The organism is Pseudooceanicola endophyticus, assembly GCF_018760365.1.
Lineage (GTDB): Bacteria > Pseudomonadota > Alphaproteobacteria > Rhodobacterales > Rhodobacteraceae > Pseudooceanicola > Pseudooceanicola endophyticus.
In genome coordinates this window covers 57,073-70,301 of sequence record NZ_JAHIAB010000014.1, presented here as the reverse complement: position 1 = coordinate 70,301, position 13,229 = coordinate 57,073, and the positions used below count along the sequence as shown (strand labels likewise).

The 13,229-nt window shown below is 66.6% G+C and carries 15 protein-coding genes; 10 read left to right on the top strand and 5 right to left on the bottom strand.

Annotated features, from left to right (window positions below; genetic code table 11):
- The first annotated feature begins 152 nt into the window (after window positions 1-152).
- Window positions 153-1,073: a PLP-dependent cysteine synthase family protein gene (locus KM176_RS20600; RefSeq protein ID WP_160896456.1), complete on the top strand. Its 921-nt coding sequence runs from the start codon at window positions 153-155 to the stop codon at window positions 1,071-1,073.
- A gap of 38 nt (window positions 1,074-1,111) precedes the next feature.
- Here KM176_RS20600 and KM176_RS20595 read toward each other — a convergent pair whose 3' ends face one another.
- Both KM176_RS20595 and KM176_RS20590 read right to left on the bottom strand, forming a co-directional pair.
- Window positions 1,112-2,119: a purine-nucleoside phosphorylase gene (locus KM176_RS20595; protein WP_202398035.1), complete on the bottom strand. Its 1,008-nt coding sequence runs from the start codon at window positions 2,117-2,119 to the stop codon at window positions 1,112-1,114.
- 96 nt (window positions 2,120-2,215) lie between these two features.
- Window positions 2,216-2,530 (bottom strand): cupin domain-containing protein, encoded by a 315-nt coding sequence (locus tag KM176_RS20590; protein ID WP_160896454.1) that lies wholly within the window; start codon window positions 2,528-2,530, stop codon window positions 2,216-2,218.
- A gap of 97 nt (window positions 2,531-2,627) precedes the next feature.
- On the opposite strand from KM176_RS20590, the gene KM176_RS20585 reads away from it, so the two are divergent.
- Window positions 2,628-3,047 carry an Lrp/AsnC family transcriptional regulator gene (locus KM176_RS20585; RefSeq protein ID WP_160896453.1) on the top strand — a complete coding sequence of 140 codons (420 nt, stop codon included), beginning with the start codon at window positions 2,628-2,630 and terminating at the stop codon, window positions 3,045-3,047.
- A 144-nt stretch (window positions 3,048-3,191) separates the two neighbouring features.
- Window positions 3,192-3,548: a DUF4870 family protein gene (locus tag KM176_RS20580; RefSeq protein ID WP_202398033.1), complete on the top strand. Its 357-nt coding sequence runs from the start codon at window positions 3,192-3,194 to the stop codon at window positions 3,546-3,548.
- A 52-nt stretch (window positions 3,549-3,600) separates the two neighbouring features.
- Here KM176_RS20580 and KM176_RS20575 read toward each other — a convergent pair whose 3' ends face one another.
- The gene (locus KM176_RS20575) at window positions 3,601-3,795 is read right to left on the bottom strand and encodes a hypothetical protein (protein ID WP_160896452.1); all 195 of its coding nucleotides are present in this window, start codon (window positions 3,793-3,795) and stop codon (window positions 3,601-3,603) included.
- Window positions 3,796-4,002: 207 nt separating this feature from the next.
- Here KM176_RS20575 and KM176_RS20570 point away from each other — a divergent pair, with 207 nt between their 5' ends.
- From KM176_RS20570 to KM176_RS20545, 6 genes are all read left to right on the top strand, one after another.
- Complete coding sequence (locus KM176_RS20570) at window positions 4,003-4,905, top strand: LysR family transcriptional regulator (RefSeq protein ID WP_160896451.1); 903 nt, start codon at window positions 4,003-4,005, stop codon at window positions 4,903-4,905.
- A 122-nt stretch (window positions 4,906-5,027) separates the two neighbouring features.
- Window positions 5,028-6,191, top strand: a complete 1,164-nt coding sequence (locus KM176_RS20565) for an ABC transporter substrate-binding protein (protein WP_160896450.1) — start codon at window positions 5,028-5,030, stop codon at window positions 6,189-6,191.
- Between the two features lie 56 nt (window positions 6,192-6,247).
- Window positions 6,248-7,231: an ABC transporter ATP-binding protein gene (locus tag KM176_RS20560; RefSeq protein ID WP_160896449.1), complete on the top strand. Its 984-nt coding sequence runs from the start codon at window positions 6,248-6,250 to the stop codon at window positions 7,229-7,231.
- A complete protein-coding gene (locus KM176_RS20555; protein ID WP_160896448.1) occupies window positions 7,228-8,175 on the top strand; it encodes an ABC transporter permease in 948 nt (315 codons plus the stop codon). The genes KM176_RS20560 and KM176_RS20555 overlap by 4 nt, the downstream gene beginning before the upstream one ends.
- Complete coding sequence (locus KM176_RS20550; protein ID WP_160896447.1) at window positions 8,165-8,974, top strand: ABC transporter permease; 810 nt, start codon at window positions 8,165-8,167, stop codon at window positions 8,972-8,974. Before KM176_RS20555 ends, KM176_RS20550 begins: the two co-directional genes overlap by 11 nt.
- A 14-nt stretch (window positions 8,975-8,988) precedes the next feature.
- Window positions 8,989-10,413, top strand: a complete 1,425-nt coding sequence (locus KM176_RS20545) for a gamma-aminobutyraldehyde dehydrogenase (protein WP_160896446.1) — start codon at window positions 8,989-8,991, stop codon at window positions 10,411-10,413.
- A 72-nt stretch (window positions 10,414-10,485) separates the two neighbouring features.
- Here KM176_RS20545 and KM176_RS20540 read toward each other — a convergent pair whose 3' ends face one another.
- Window positions 10,486-11,913 (bottom strand): alanine/glycine:cation symporter family protein, encoded by a 1,428-nt coding sequence (locus KM176_RS20540; RefSeq protein ID WP_160896445.1) that lies wholly within the window; start codon window positions 11,911-11,913, stop codon window positions 10,486-10,488.
- Between the two features lie 145 nt (window positions 11,914-12,058).
- Here KM176_RS20540 and KM176_RS20535 point away from each other — a divergent pair, with 145 nt between their 5' ends.
- Window positions 12,059-12,871, top strand: coding sequence for a helix-turn-helix domain-containing protein (locus KM176_RS20535; RefSeq protein ID WP_160896444.1), 813 nt, complete (start codon window positions 12,059-12,061; stop codon window positions 12,869-12,871).
- A 2-nt stretch (window positions 12,872-12,873) separates the two neighbouring features.
- Here the strand turns inward: KM176_RS20535 and KM176_RS20530 are convergent, their stop codons facing one another.
- Window positions 12,874-13,104, bottom strand: a complete 231-nt coding sequence (locus KM176_RS20530) for a HypC/HybG/HupF family hydrogenase formation chaperone (RefSeq protein ID WP_236045402.1) — start codon at window positions 13,102-13,104, stop codon at window positions 12,874-12,876.
- Window positions 13,105-13,229: the final 125 nt, after the last annotated feature.

Sequence of the window (13,229 nt, the reverse complement as noted above, 5' to 3'; positions counted from 1 at the left end):
CGGCGGGAATTGGCGGCTCGCCAGGGGGCCAATGGGCGGGATGCCGTCTGATGCGATTATCGGAAAGGCAGTTTTGCGGGGGCGGCCCGGCGGTGGTCTTCCGGGGCAAAGCCGGGCAGGCTGGCCGCAGGCAGCAAAGGATGGAGGCCGCGATGCCCGCAGGCGTGCTTGATCTGATCGGAGGGACCCCGCTGGTGGCGCTGGATCGGATCCATGAGGGACCGGGGCGTATTCTGGCCAAGGCGGAATTCCTCCAGCCCGGCGGCAGCGTCAAGGACCGTGCGGCGCGCGCCATCCTGGAGGCCGCGCGGGCGGACGAGCGGCTGGCCCCCGACATGCCGGTGGTCGAGATGACCAGCGGCAACATGGGCGCGGGTCTGGCGGTGGTCTGTGCCGCGCTTGGCCATCCGCTGATCGTCACGATGTCCGCCGGCAACAGCCCGGCCCGCGCAAAGATGATGGAGGCGCTTGGCGCCCGGGTGGTGCTGGTGCCGCAGGTTGATGGCGCGCCGGGGCAGGTCACCGGGGCCGATGTCGCTGCCGCCGCCGAGGCGGCGCGCCGCCTGGCCCGTGACACTGGCGGTTTCTACGTCGACCAGTTCAATGCCACCGAGGGGATCACCGCCCATGAGCGGACCGGGGCCGAGATCCTGGAACAGGCCGGCGGTCCGGTGGCGGGCTGGGTGGCGGCGGTTGGCACCGGCAGCACCTTCCTGGGCGTGGCTCGGGCGCTGAAACGGGCCGATCCTACCACGCTTTGCGCCCCGGTAGAGCCCAGGGGCAGCGAACCGCTGGCGGGCCATGCCATCGTCAAGCCGCGCCATGTCCTTCAGGGCACCGGTTACGGGCTGGTGCCGCCGCATTGGCAGCCCGGGCTGATGGACCTCGGGCTTGCGGTCACGGATGAGGAGGTGGCCGAGATGCACCGCGCCCTGGCGGTGCGCGAAGGGCTCTATGTCGGCTATACGGCGGCGGCCAATGTCTGCGCCGCGATCACGCTGCTGCGCTCGGGCCGTCTGGCGGAGGATGTGATCGTGGCGACAGTGCTTTGTGACACGGGGCTCAAGTACTGAGCGAGGGACGCGGGCGGCCTGAACCGCCCGCGACGGGATCAGGGTTTCGGCACGCCGGTGGCGTAGTCGTCCCAATGGGTGATGATGGTCTGGGCAAAGGCATTGCCGACCAGGAAGGCGTTCTGGGTCGCCGGACCGTAACCGCCGGACTTGGCCGCCAGCGACTCGGCGGTGGTCTGGCCGTCATGGGCACGGTCGAAGTTCGAGGCCGTGCGCAGCACCGCAACCCGGTCGAAATCCAGACGCCCGGCTTCGGCGGCGCGCTTGAGGCCTGTCAGCGTGGCGTTGTCTTCCATCTGGCTCATGCAGTAGTCGGCCTTGCCATCGGTGAGGAAGGCGGTGTGGCGCGCGACCTCTGCCGCGGTGATCGCCCCGTGCCAGTAGGTGTCCGAAGAGACCGAGGCGCAGACGGTGACCGCGGGCGCGGCCTTGGCCGCCTCCTGGCTGTAGAGGGCGCGATAGGCCTTGGCGGCGTCGCCGTCGCTCAGCGCCACGTCCTTGGTCGCCGCGAAGGCGTCCTGCACCAGATCGGCGTTCAGGGCGAAGACCTCGGTACCGGCGGACCAGCCGGGCTTTTCATCGGGGGCCTTGGCGCCCAGCTCGACGATCTGGCTGGGCCAGTCGGCGGGGGCCTCGCGGCTGTCGATGAAATGCACGAGACCGGTATCGACCACGTAATCCGCCCAGGCGGCCCCGCCCAGGGTGCCCTTCTCGGGGTTCACCCCGGCGATCCCGGCAATGATCACATAGGTCTGGCGCAGGTCCACCTGGTCCGAGAAGCCCACCGCCATGGCCGAGGCCGCGGCATTTGCAAAGCCCATGGTGGTCGTCATTTCGCACAGGTCTGCATTGCAGTGCAGCGCGTCCGCATCCGCCGGAAGGCCGGGGATCTTCACGCTTTGCGGCAGGTCCAGCCCGGAGAGCCAGGGCTTGGCCTCACCGCCGAACATGGTGATGACCAGCACCTTGGGGGCGATCGGGTCTGCCATGGCCAGGCCGGGCAGGGTCAGCGCGGCACCTGCCAGAAGAAGGGATTTCAACGACATCGAGGATCTTCCTGAAGTAATGGGGCAGGGTGGGAACATGGCCCTGCCAAACGGAGCGGGACCCTAGGAACAGTTCCGATCCGCCGCAAGGGGCGCTCAGACGCTGCCCTCGCGTTCGATGACCAGAACCCGCGCAATGCCCCGGGGGGCGGCCACGTGACGGTCGCCTTCGCGGGCATGGAAGATGTCGCCGGCCTCCAGGCGATGGGTCAGGACATGGCCGTTTTCCTCGGTCTGCATGTCGACGACGCCGTCCAGCACCACGAAAACCTCGGGGCCGTCGTTGATGTGCCACTTGTAGGGCGCATCGGTCCAGTGCAGGCGCACGGTGGTCGCGCCGGTAAAGGTCTCGATCAGCATGGCATCCCAGGCGGTTTTGCCCGAGAACTGGCGGGGGGTGATCTTTTGCATCCGGTTGCTCCTGTTGCTGGGCCGGTTTTGCCATGGGCCGCCCCGATCCGTCACCTTGCAGATCGTCGGAAGATGATTGCCAAACGCTTGAATTGAAATGGACCTTGATCCCACGAACAAACGCCTGCTGGCGCTGCTGCAGGAAGACGCCCGCCTGAGCGCGGCCGAGCTGGGCCGGCGCGTCGGCCTGTCGCGCCCGGCGGTGCAGGGCCGGATCCAGGCGATGGAACGGGCTGGCATCCTGCGCGGCTACCACGCGGAAATCTCCGGCGCCGGGCTGATCGAGGCGGTGATCCTGATGACCATCGCCGAGCGGCCCTGCGACCGGGCCCTGCAATGGCTGCGCGGGCAGGAGGGCGTGACCTCCGTTTTGTCGCTGGCCGGAGAGATCGACGCCCTGGCCCGGGTCACGGTGCCCGATCCGGCGGCGCTTTCGGCGCTCGGGGACAGGATCCTGGCCTCGGGACTGATCGCTTCGGCGAAAACCCATGTGGTGCTGCGCCGTTACGGCGGCTGAAGTCGCAGCGCGCTGGCAATAATCTGCCGAGCGGGCAGAAAAATCGGACCTGCGGGAATTAATGGATATTGTGACGGTCAATTCATCGTGAGCGGCGGAGCAATGGCTCGCGCGGCTCTCCGCATTGGTCATTACGGAGTGCACATGACGGATCAGAGCCTGGCCGTGGAACGGGATTTCATGCCGCCGAAAATCATCTACGGCCTTTACGCCGTGGGATACTTTGTCGGCATCACCTATCTTGCAGGCGTTATTTTCGCCTATATTTCAAAGGGCAAGGATGAGGTGGTCGATACCCATCTGCGGTTCCAGATCCGGACCTTCTGGATCAGCCTGCTGATCAGCATCCTGAGCCTGATCACGCTTTTCATCGGGATCGGCGTGATCCTCTATCTCTTTCTGCTGGTCTGGGGGCTGACCCGGATCATTTCCGGTTTCCTGCTGGCCAATGAGGGCAAGCCGGTCAGCGGATCGCGCTATCTGGGCATTCTGGCGATCTGATTGGAAAAGCGGGCAGGGTCCCGTCCTGCCCGAAAGGCCGCGCCGCCGGGGCCTAGCCGAAATCGACGCGGGCGGATTGCATCAGGTCGAGCAACCTGTGGGATTCCTCCCGGCTCAACTCGATATGGACCTGTCCGGTTTCGGTCAGGGCCTCCAGGCGGCAGCCGGTCAGCCGCCCGTCTGCATCGCTGTCCATCCGGGCGCCGATGATGCGCTTGATGGCCAGCGTGTCGGAGGGGGTGGTCATGGGGCGCTCCTCTCTCAAACACCCACCGGAAGGATATCCGGCCCTCTCTTCATAAAGGTTACAGGGTTAAAGCGCGCTTAATAATTGCGCGTCCGGCCTGCGACCTTGGTCCTGACGCCAAGCCGCGTCGGTGGGCAGGCCATAGCGTGGCGGGGCTGTGATCACATTGCGATGGACGGCGCGGCAGCGGCCGGACTAGGCAGGGACATGGCCTTCACACTCAAGCAGCTTCGCTATTTTGTCGCCGTGGCGGAAACAGGCACGGTGTCGGGCGCCGCGCAGGCGCTGGCGATTTCGCAATCCGCCGTCACCGAGGCGATCCGGGAGCTGGAGGCGGATCTGGGTCTGCCGCTGTTCACCCGCCATCCGCGGGGGCTGGAGATCACCCAGAAGGGCCACCAGTTTCTGCGCCATGTGAATGCCATCCTGGCCAGCGTTTCGGATGCCCGCCAGGCGCTGAGCGAGGAGGGCGCGCCGCTGACCGGGCGGCTGCATGTCGGTGTGACCTCGCTGGTGGCGGGCTATGTGCTTTCGGACATCCTGGCGCGGTTCCGTCGCTCCAACCCGCAGGTCGAGGTGACGGCGCTGGAGGACAGCGGCGATTACCTGGAACACCTGCTGGTGGGCGGAGAGCTGGACGTGGCGGTCATGGTCACCTCCAACATGCGTGATCGCATGGCCCTGCATTCCGAGATCATCGACACCTCTCCCTACCAGCTCTGGCTGCCGAACGGGCATCCGCTGGCCACCCGGCCCTCGGTCTCGATCGAGGATCTGGCGGAAGAGCCGATGATCATGCTGCGGGTGGACGAGATCGAGGAGGCGACGGCGCGGCTGCTTGCGGCCTTCGGGGCGCGGCCCCGGGTGGCCTTCCGCACCCGCTCGGTCGAGGCGGTGCGCTCTCTGGTGGCGACGCGGGCGGGAATCGCCCTGCTGCCCGAGCTGGTCTATCGCCGCTGGTCGCTGGAAGGCGACCGGATCGTGTCGCGCGATGTCTCCGGAAGCCTGCCGGTTGTGCAGGTTGGAACCGTCTGGCGGCGGGGTGCGCCGTTGTCGCGGGTGGCGCGCGAATTTATCCAGGCGGCGCAAATCCATAAGAACGCGAAGTAATCCTTCGCTTTCGGTTTTTCCGATACCCGCGACCTGAGAATTGAATTTGTGGCAACGGCCCGTTTTGCCAAGGCTTCCCTTCAAGAGAGCGTGAGGCTCTCGCTGCAACAGGGATCGCCAAGATGAAACAGATTTACTCCGGCTGCGTCGCGGGTCTGGCGCTGGTGGCCGCCTCTGCCCTTCCTCTGTCGGCTGCCGACATGCTGAAATCGCTGGGCCCGGGAGAGGGCAGCGTCTCGATCGTGGCCTGGCCGGGCTATATCGAGCGCGGAGAGACCGATCCCGCCTATGACTGGGTGACCAAGTTCGAGGCCGCCTCGGGCTGCAAGGTCGAGGTCAAGACCGCCAATACCTCGGACGAGATGGTGGCGCTGATGAACGAGGGCGGCTTCGACCTGGTGACGGCTTCGGGCGATGCCTCGCTGCGGCTGATCGCCGGCAAGCGGGTGCAGCCCATCAACACCGCGCTGATCCCCGACTGGGACAAGGTCGACGACCGGCTGAAGGACGCGCCCTGGCACACCGTGAAGGGGGTGCATTACGGCACGCCCTTCATGTGGGGGCCCAACGTGCTGATGTACAACACCGAAGCCTTCCCCGAACCGCCGACCAGCTGGAACGTCGTCTTCCAGGAGATGACGCTGCCCGACGGCAAAAGCAACAAGGGCCGCGTGCAGGCCTATGACGGGCCGATCTACATCGCCGATGCCGCACTTTACCTGATGGCGCATCAGCCCGAGCTGGGCATCACCAGCCCCTACGAGCTGACCGAGGATCAGTATGCCGCCGCCCTTGATCTGCTGCGCACCCAGCGGACGCTGGTGTCGCGCTACTGGCACGACGCGATGATCCAGATCGACGATTTCAAGAACGAGGGGGTGGTGGCCTCGTCCTCCTGGCCGTTCATGGTCAACCTGCTGGCGGCGGACGGGGTGCCGGTGGCCTCGGTCATCCCGCAAGAGGGCGCGACGGGCTGGGCCGACACGCTGATGCTGCACAGCGAAAGCGAACATCCCAACTGCGCCTACATGTTCATGGAACATGCGCTGAATTCGAACCTGCAATCGGACCTCTCGGTCTGGTTCGGCGCGGTGCCGGCGGTGCCCGCGGCCTGCACCGATGGCTCGGGGATGCAGACAGAGGAAGGCTGCGCGGCCAATGGCGCGGGCGATTTCGACAAGATCAAGTTCTGGCAGACGCCGGTGTCGCAATGCGATGCGGAAGGCGGCTGCGTGCCCTACTACCGCTGGGTCTCGGACTATATCGGCGTGATCGGCGGCCGCTGATCCCGTTCGCCCGGGGCCGCGATCCGGCCCCGGGACCACCGAGTGAAAGTTGCACCATGACCGATGCTGTCACCTTCCGGGGCGTCTCGCGCCATTTCGGGGATGTCCGGGCCGTCGATAGGGTCGATCTGGCGATCCGCGACGGGGAATTCTTTGCCATGCTGGGGCCATCGGGCTCTGGCAAGACCACCTGCCTGCGGCTGATCGCGGGCTTCGAACAGCCCACCGCCGGCGAGATCGAGATCTTCGGAACTTCCGCGCGGGGCGTGCCGCCCTACCTGCGCAACGTGAATACCGTGTTCCAGAACTACGCGCTGTTTCCGCACATGAACGTGCGCGACAACGTGGCCTTCGGGCTGCGGGTGCGCGGCATGGGGCGGCGGGAACGCCACGCCGCCGCCGAAGAGGCCCTTGCGCTGGTCGAGCTGTCGGGCTTCGGCGCCCGCCGCGCCGGAGAGCTGTCGGGCGGTCAGCGCCAGCGCGTTGCCCTGGCGCGCGCGCTGATCAACCGGCCCCGGGTGGTGCTGCTGGACGAACCGCTGGGCGCGCTTGACCTGAAACTGCGCGAACAGATGCAGGAAGAGCTGCGCGCGCTTCAGGCGCGGCTGGGGCTGACCTTCGTTCTGGTGACCCATGATCAGGACGAGGCGCTGTCGCTGGCCGACCGCGTTGCCGTCTTTGCCGAGGGGCGCATCCGCCAGCTGGGCACCCCGGCGCAGATCTACCGCCGCCCGGCCTCGCGCTTTGTGGCGGATTTCGTGGGCTCGTCCAATGTCATCCCGGCCGAGGTCGCGGGCATCGGCGCGCCCGGCCAGTGGGCCTCCCTGCGGCCCGAGGATATCCGGCTGGATCCGGCGGGGCAGGCGGCGCGGGTCACCGGGCGCTTCTTCCATGGCCGCGTGACCAAGCTGACGCTGGAGCTGCGCGGCCAGAGGCTGAGCGCGCTGATCCCCGCCCAGCAGGCCGCGCCCGAGGCGGGAGCCGAGGTGCGTATCGCCTGGTCGCCCGAGCATCTGCACCTGCTGGAGGCCGAGGCATGAGCACAGAGGCCCCCGCGATCTTCGCGCCGCGCCCCGGGCTGCTGCCGCGCCTTGCGGATCGCCTCCTGCGCCGCCCGCGCATGTTCGTCTTCCTGATGGTGCTGCCGATCACGCTCTGGCTGGGCATCGTCTATGTCGGCGCCCTGATCGCCCTGCTGATCCAGAGCTTCTTCTCCATCGACGAATTCTCGGGGATGGTGGTGCGGGAATTCACCCTGAAGACCTACGGGGAGCTGCTGCGGCCCGCGAACCTCGACATCCTGCTGCGCACGGTGGTGATGGCGGGGGCGGTGACGCTTGCGGCGGCGGTAATGGCCTTTCCCATCGCCTATTTCGCGGCCCGCTATGCCCGGGGGATCTGGAAGGCGCTGTTCTACGTCGGGGTCATGCTGCCGCTCTGGTCCAGCTACCTGGTCAAGGTCTACGCTTGGAAGCTGGTACTGGCGAAAGAGGGGATCCTGAACTGGATCTTCGCCAAGCTGCACCTGACCTGGGCCCTGGACGCCTTCCTTGGCCTTCCGGTGATCGGCGGCAATTCCCTGTCGGTCAGCTATGCGGGCACCTTTCTGGTCTTCCTCTATATCTGGCTGCCCTACATGATCATGCCGCTTCAGGCCGCGCTGGTACGCGTGCCCCCCGGCCTGATCGAAGCCGCTGCCGATCTGGGCGCCCATCCCGGCCAGAGCTTTCGCATGATCATCCTGCCGCTGGCGCTGCCGGGCATGGTGGCCGGGTCGATCTTCACCTTCTCGCTGACGCTGGGGGATTACATCGTGCCGCAGATCATCGGCAATTCCCGGCTGTTCCTGGGGCAGGCGGTCTATCTTCAGCACGGCACCGCCGGCAACATCCCCCTGGCCGCCGCCTTCACCGTGGTGCCGATCGTGGTCATGGGGCTTTATCTCTGGGGTGCCCGCCGGATGGGAGCTTTCGATGCCCTCTGAGCGCCGCCCGCCCCTGGCCCTGACCCTGGCCGCCGCCGCGGGGCTGGTCTTCCTGCTCGCGCCTATCGCGCTGATCTTCCTCTATGCCTTCTCCAGCGAGGAGAAGAGCTTTCAGTGGCCGCCCCCGGGCTTCACCGTGAAATGGATCGGCGTCACGCTGCACCGGCCCGATGTCTGGCAGGCGCTTGGCCTGTCGCTGAAGGTCGCCGCGATCTCGACCGTGGTGGCGCTGGTGCTGGGCACGTTGACGGCTGCGGCGGTGTCGCGATCGCGCTTCTTTGGCCGCGAGGCGATCTCGCTTCTGGTGATCCTGCCCATTGCGCTGCCGGGGATCATCACCGGCATCTCGCTGCGCTCGGCCTTCGCGCTGCTGGACGTTCCCTTCAGCACCTGGACCATCGTGCTGGGCCACGCGACCTTCTGCATCGTCATCGTCTACAACAACGCCGTCGCGCGGTTCCGCCGTACCTCGGGCGCGCTGATTGATGCCGCGATGGATCTGGGGGCCGACGGTCTTCAGACCTTCCGGATGGTGATCCTGCCCAATATTGCCACGGCGCTGCTGGCGGGCGGGATGCTGGCCTTCGCGCTCAGCTTCGACGAGGTGATCGTGACCACCTTCACCGCCGGCAACCAGACGACCCTGCCGATCTGGATGCTGGAAGAGCTGGTGCGCCCGCGCCAGCGTCCGGTGACAAACGTGGTGGCCATGGCGGTGGTGATCGTGACGATCCTGCCGATCCTGGCCGCCTATTACCTGACCCGTGACGGCGCGCAGACCGCCGGTTCCGACAAATAGAGAAGGACCCCAACATGGACACCCAGATGCTGATCGGCGCCCGGCTGGTGACGGGCACGGAAACCGAGGAAGCGATCCTTGATCCGCGCACCGGCGAAGTGATCACCACCCTGCCGGAGGCCTCCATCGCGCAGGTCTCCGAGGCGGTGGCCGCAGCGCAGAAGGCCTTCCCGGGCTGGGCGCGCACCACGCCCGCCGTGCGCTCGGGCTACCTGCTGAAGATCGCCGAGCGGATCGAGGCCGAGGCGGAAAGCCTTGCGGCACTTGAGGCGCTGAACTGCGGCAAGCCCGGCGCCCTGGCCCTGGGGGACGAACTGCCCGCCATCGTCGATTGTTTCCGCTTCTTCGCCGGGGCCGTGCGCTGCATGACCGGGCCTGTGGCGGGCGAATACCTTGAGGGGCATACCTCGATGATCCGGCGCGATCCCATCGGCGTCGTCGCCTCCATCGCGCCCTGGAACTATCCGCTGATGATGATGGCCTGGAAGCTGGCCCCGGCGCTTGGCGCCGGCAATACCGTGGTCTTCAAGCCCTCCGAACAGACCCCGCTGAGCGCGCTGGCCATGGCCCGGATCTTTGCCGAGGTGCTGCCCGAAGGGGTGGTCAACATCGTGCTTGGGCGGGGCGAGACGGTGGGCTCAGCGCTGATCAACCATCCCGGGGTGGCAATGATCTCGCTTACCGGGGATATCGCGACGGGGCGCAAGATCCTGGAGGCCGCCAACAAGACCATCAAGCGCACCCATCTGGAACTCGGCGGCAAGGCCCCGGTGCTGGTCTTCGACGATGCCGATCTTGAGGCCACGGTCGAGGGGCTGCGCGCCTTCGGCTATTACAACGCCGGGCAGGACTGCACCGCCGCTTGCCGGATCTACGTGCAGTCCGGAATCTACGACCGTTTCGTGGCCGCGCTCAGCGATCAGGTTGCCTCGATCCGCTACGGCGAGGGCGATGACAGCCTGAACGAGATCGGGCCGCTGATCTCGCTTCGTCAGCGCGACCGGGTGGCCAGCTTCGTCGCCCGCGCCCGCGAGGCCGCCCATATCGAGGTGACGACCGGCGGCGCCATCCCCGAGGGGCCGGGCTTCTTCTACCAGCCCACCGTCATCGCCGGTGCCCTGCAAAGCGACGAGATCGTCCGCCGCGAGGTCTTTGGCCCCGTCGTCTCGGTCACGCGGTTCGACAGTGCCGATCAGGCGATCGACTGGGCCAATGACAGCGATTACGGGCTTGCCTCCTCGGTCTGGACGCGGGACGTGGGCAGGGGGATGCAGGTGGCCTCTCGGCTGCAATATGGCTGCACCTGGGTGAACACCCACTTCATGCTGACCAACGAGATGCCCCATGGCGGCATGAAGCAATCGGGCTACGGCAAGGACATGTCGAGCTACGCGCTGGAGGATTATTCCGCCGTGCGCCATGTGATGATCGCCCACTGAGGGCGCCTTGCGGACATGAAAAAGGGGCCGCTGTCACTGCGGCCCCTTCTCACTGCGCGGATCGGAATCGGCTTACTCGGCCGGGAGGCGCCAGGCCTCGCGGTCGATGTCGAGGTCCGCGTAGTCGTCGGGGTTCAGCAGCGGGCGATCCACCCCGGCCTTGAGCTGGCCGTGGAAGTCGCGCAGCAGCCGCAGCGCCACCGGGAACAGCATCATGATGACCAGCAGGTTCACCAGCGCCAGCACGCCCATCATCGGGTCCGAGAAGAAGAAGACCGAGGTCGCGCCGGGGGCGACCGCGCCCACGAAGACGATGACGATGATCGCCATGCGGAAGACCAGGATCGCCACCGGGGTCTTCCACAGCACCGTCAGGGCATTTTCGCCCAGGTAGTAGTTGTAGATGATCGAGGAGAACGAGAAGAGCAGGATTGCCGCCGTCAGGTAGTACTGCGCCCAACCGCCCAGCAGCGAGACCAGCGATTGCTGGGTCAGCACCACGCCGTCGATGTTTTCCGCCCCCGGCACGTAGACATCGCCCAGCAGGATGATGAACGCGGTGCAGGAGCAGATCACAATGGTGTCGATGAAGACCGAGAAGGACTGCGTGATGCCCTGGCTGATCGGGTGGCGCACCTCTGCGGTGGCCGCCACGTTCGGCGCCGAGCCCAGGCCCGCCTCGTTCGAGAACAGGCCGCGGCGCAGGCCCTGTGCCAGCGCGGCGCCCATGCCGCCGCCGACCGCCTGCTCAATGCCGAAGGCATTGTTGACGATGGTCATGAAGACATGGGGCACCTCTGCGATGTGCAGCAGGATGACCAGCAGCGCCAGTGCCAGATAGCCCACCGCCATGATCGGCACGATCACGTCCGAAGCCTTGGCGATGCGGTGGATGCCGCCGAAGATGATGATCCCCGAGGCGATTGCCAGCGCGATGCCCGACCACAGCCGGTCGATGCCGAGGCTGTCCTGGATGGCGCCGGCCACGGTGTTGCCCTGGAAGGCGTTGAAGCCCAGGCCGAAAGCCGCGATCAGGCAGATCGCGTAGATCACCGCCAGCCAGCGGAACTGCGGGCCAAGGCCGTGCAGGATGGCGCGGGCCGGACCGCCGCGGAAGCTGTGCTCACCGACCTTGCGCTTGAAAAGCTGCGCGATGGAGCATTCGACAAGGCTGGTCGCCATTCCGACCAGTGCCACCGCCCACATCCAGAACACGGCACCGGGGCCGCCCAGCGTGATCGCCACCGCGACACCCGCGATATTGCCGCCGCCGACGCGGCCCCCGACCGACACCAGCAGCGCCTCGCGCGCCGAGATGCGGTTGGGATCGGCGGAATTGTTCGCCCGGCTCAGCACCCGGAACATCCGCCCGAAGTAGCGGAATTGCACGAAGCCGGTGGCCAGGGTGATGAAGCAGCCGAAAACCACCAGGATCGGGATCAGCGACCAGCCCCAGGTCAGGTCTCCGATCTTGCCGAAGATCATTTCAAGAAAGTCCATGCGTCCTCCAGGGTCTGCGCGGCCCGGGCCCCGGGCGCGATTTCGGCGCACACTAGGCAGCGCCGTCGGGAATGCCATTTCACTAGCTTGCACCCCCCTGTCGCTCCTTGATACGGAAAAGCATCAACTAGCGAAGGATGGGCGAATGTCGCAGGACTTGCCCCGCAATCTCAGGCTGCTGTGCAGCTATCATAAATCGATCGCCGAGGTGTGCCGGCAACTGGGGGTGAACCGCTCCCAGTTCAACCGTTACCTGAACGGCGATACCTTCCCCTCGCTGCGGCTGATGCAGCGGATGTGCGACTTCTTCGGCGTCGAGGAGGGAGAGCTGCTGCTGCCCCATGGCCAGTTCGCCGATCTGGTGCGCCTGCGTCCCGGGCGGATGGGGGCGACGGTGGAACGTGATGTCGTCTCGGCGCTGGCCCATGACATCCGGCTGGAATCGCAGCGCAGCCTGATGGCCTATACCGGCTACTATCGGGTCTATTACAACTCGATGTCCCATCCCGGGCAGATCCTGCTGGCGCTTGGCCGGATCTACGAAACGTCCTTCGGCATGAACGTGAAGATCATCGAGAGCGTCGGGCGCCCGGGGCGGCGCAAGTTCACCTGCAAGTATCACGGCGCCTGTTTCGTGCTGGGCGACCGGATCTTCATGACGGTGATGGAGATGCTGACCCGCAACGAGGTGATGCAGATCATCCTCTATCCCAGCTACAACAACCGCATCCGTCACCTGACCGGCGTGGTTTCAGGCGTGGCGGCGCGCGCCCCGCGTCCCCCCGCCGCGACCGAGATCGTCTTCGAATACCTCGGAGAGAACATCGCGCCATTGCCCGAGATGCGCCGCAGCGCGCTCTATGCCCCCGACAGCCCCGAGCTGCCCGAAGAGGTGCGCGAGATGCTGACCTCGGGCACGCAGCGGCGCGGTCCGCTGATCGAGGCGCCGCTGGCCTAGGGTCAGGCGGGCAGGGTGCCCGCCTCAAGGATCTGGTCCAGCAGTTCCCAGGTTGTCGCGGCCTCCTCGGCCGAGACCTTGCGGATCGCCTGGCCCAGGTGCACCAGCACGTGATCGCCGGGCGCCAGGCCTTCATCCTGCAGCAGGATCAGGCCGACTTCGCGCTCGGTCTCGCGGGCGGTGCAGAGGGCGGTCAGCCCGTCAATGCGGCACACCTGCATTGGAAGGGTCATGCACATCGGAAACCTCCTGAAGATGTCCGGGCCCGTTCAGGCTGACGCAGGGGGGGCCATCTGGCAAGGCCGTCGCAGGGGCAGGCCGGGCCCGTGCGGCAGCGCGTCGCGGGGAGGGCCCGGGA

Bases quoted from the DNA above. Each gene is read 5' to 3' on its own strand.
- KM176_RS20580 (WP_202398033.1), top strand. From the start codon at position 3,192: ATGACGGATCAGAGCCTGGCCGTGGAACGGGATTTCATGCCGCCGAAA.
- KM176_RS20535 (WP_160896444.1), top strand. From the start codon at position 12,059: ATGTCGCAGGACTTGCCCCGCAATCTCAGGCTGCTGTGCAGCTATCAT.
- KM176_RS20555 (WP_160896448.1), top strand. From the start codon at position 7,228: ATGAGCACAGAGGCCCCCGCGATCTTCGCGCCGCGCCCCGGGCTGCTG.
- KM176_RS20590 (WP_160896454.1), bottom strand. From the start codon at position 2,530: ATGCAAAAGATCACCCCCCGCCAGTTCTCGGGCAAAACCGCCTGGGAT.
- KM176_RS20530 (WP_236045402.1), bottom strand. From the start codon at position 13,104: ATGACCCTTCCAATGCAGGTGTGCCGCATTGACGGGCTGACCGCCCTC.
- KM176_RS20560 (WP_160896449.1), top strand. From the start codon at position 6,248: ATGACCGATGCTGTCACCTTCCGGGGCGTCTCGCGCCATTTCGGGGAT.
- KM176_RS20575 (WP_160896452.1), bottom strand. From the start codon at position 3,795: ATGACCACCCCCTCCGACACGCTGGCCATCAAGCGCATCATCGGCGCC.
- KM176_RS20570 (WP_160896451.1), top strand. From the start codon at position 4,003: ATGGCCTTCACACTCAAGCAGCTTCGCTATTTTGTCGCCGTGGCGGAA.
- KM176_RS20540 (WP_160896445.1), bottom strand. From the start codon at position 11,913: ATGGACTTTCTTGAAATGATCTTCGGCAAGATCGGAGACCTGACCTGG.
- KM176_RS20550 (WP_160896447.1), top strand. From the start codon at position 8,165: ATGCCCTCTGAGCGCCGCCCGCCCCTGGCCCTGACCCTGGCCGCCGCC.
- KM176_RS20585 (WP_160896453.1), top strand. From the start codon at position 2,628: ATGGACCTTGATCCCACGAACAAACGCCTGCTGGCGCTGCTGCAGGAA.
- KM176_RS20595 (WP_202398035.1), bottom strand. From the start codon at position 2,119: ATGTCGTTGAAATCCCTTCTTCTGGCAGGTGCCGCGCTGACCCTGCCC.
- KM176_RS20565 (WP_160896450.1), top strand. From the start codon at position 5,028: ATGAAACAGATTTACTCCGGCTGCGTCGCGGGTCTGGCGCTGGTGGCC.
- KM176_RS20545 (WP_160896446.1), top strand. From the start codon at position 8,989: ATGGACACCCAGATGCTGATCGGCGCCCGGCTGGTGACGGGCACGGAA.
- KM176_RS20600 (WP_160896456.1), top strand. From the start codon at position 153: ATGCCCGCAGGCGTGCTTGATCTGATCGGAGGGACCCCGCTGGTGGCG.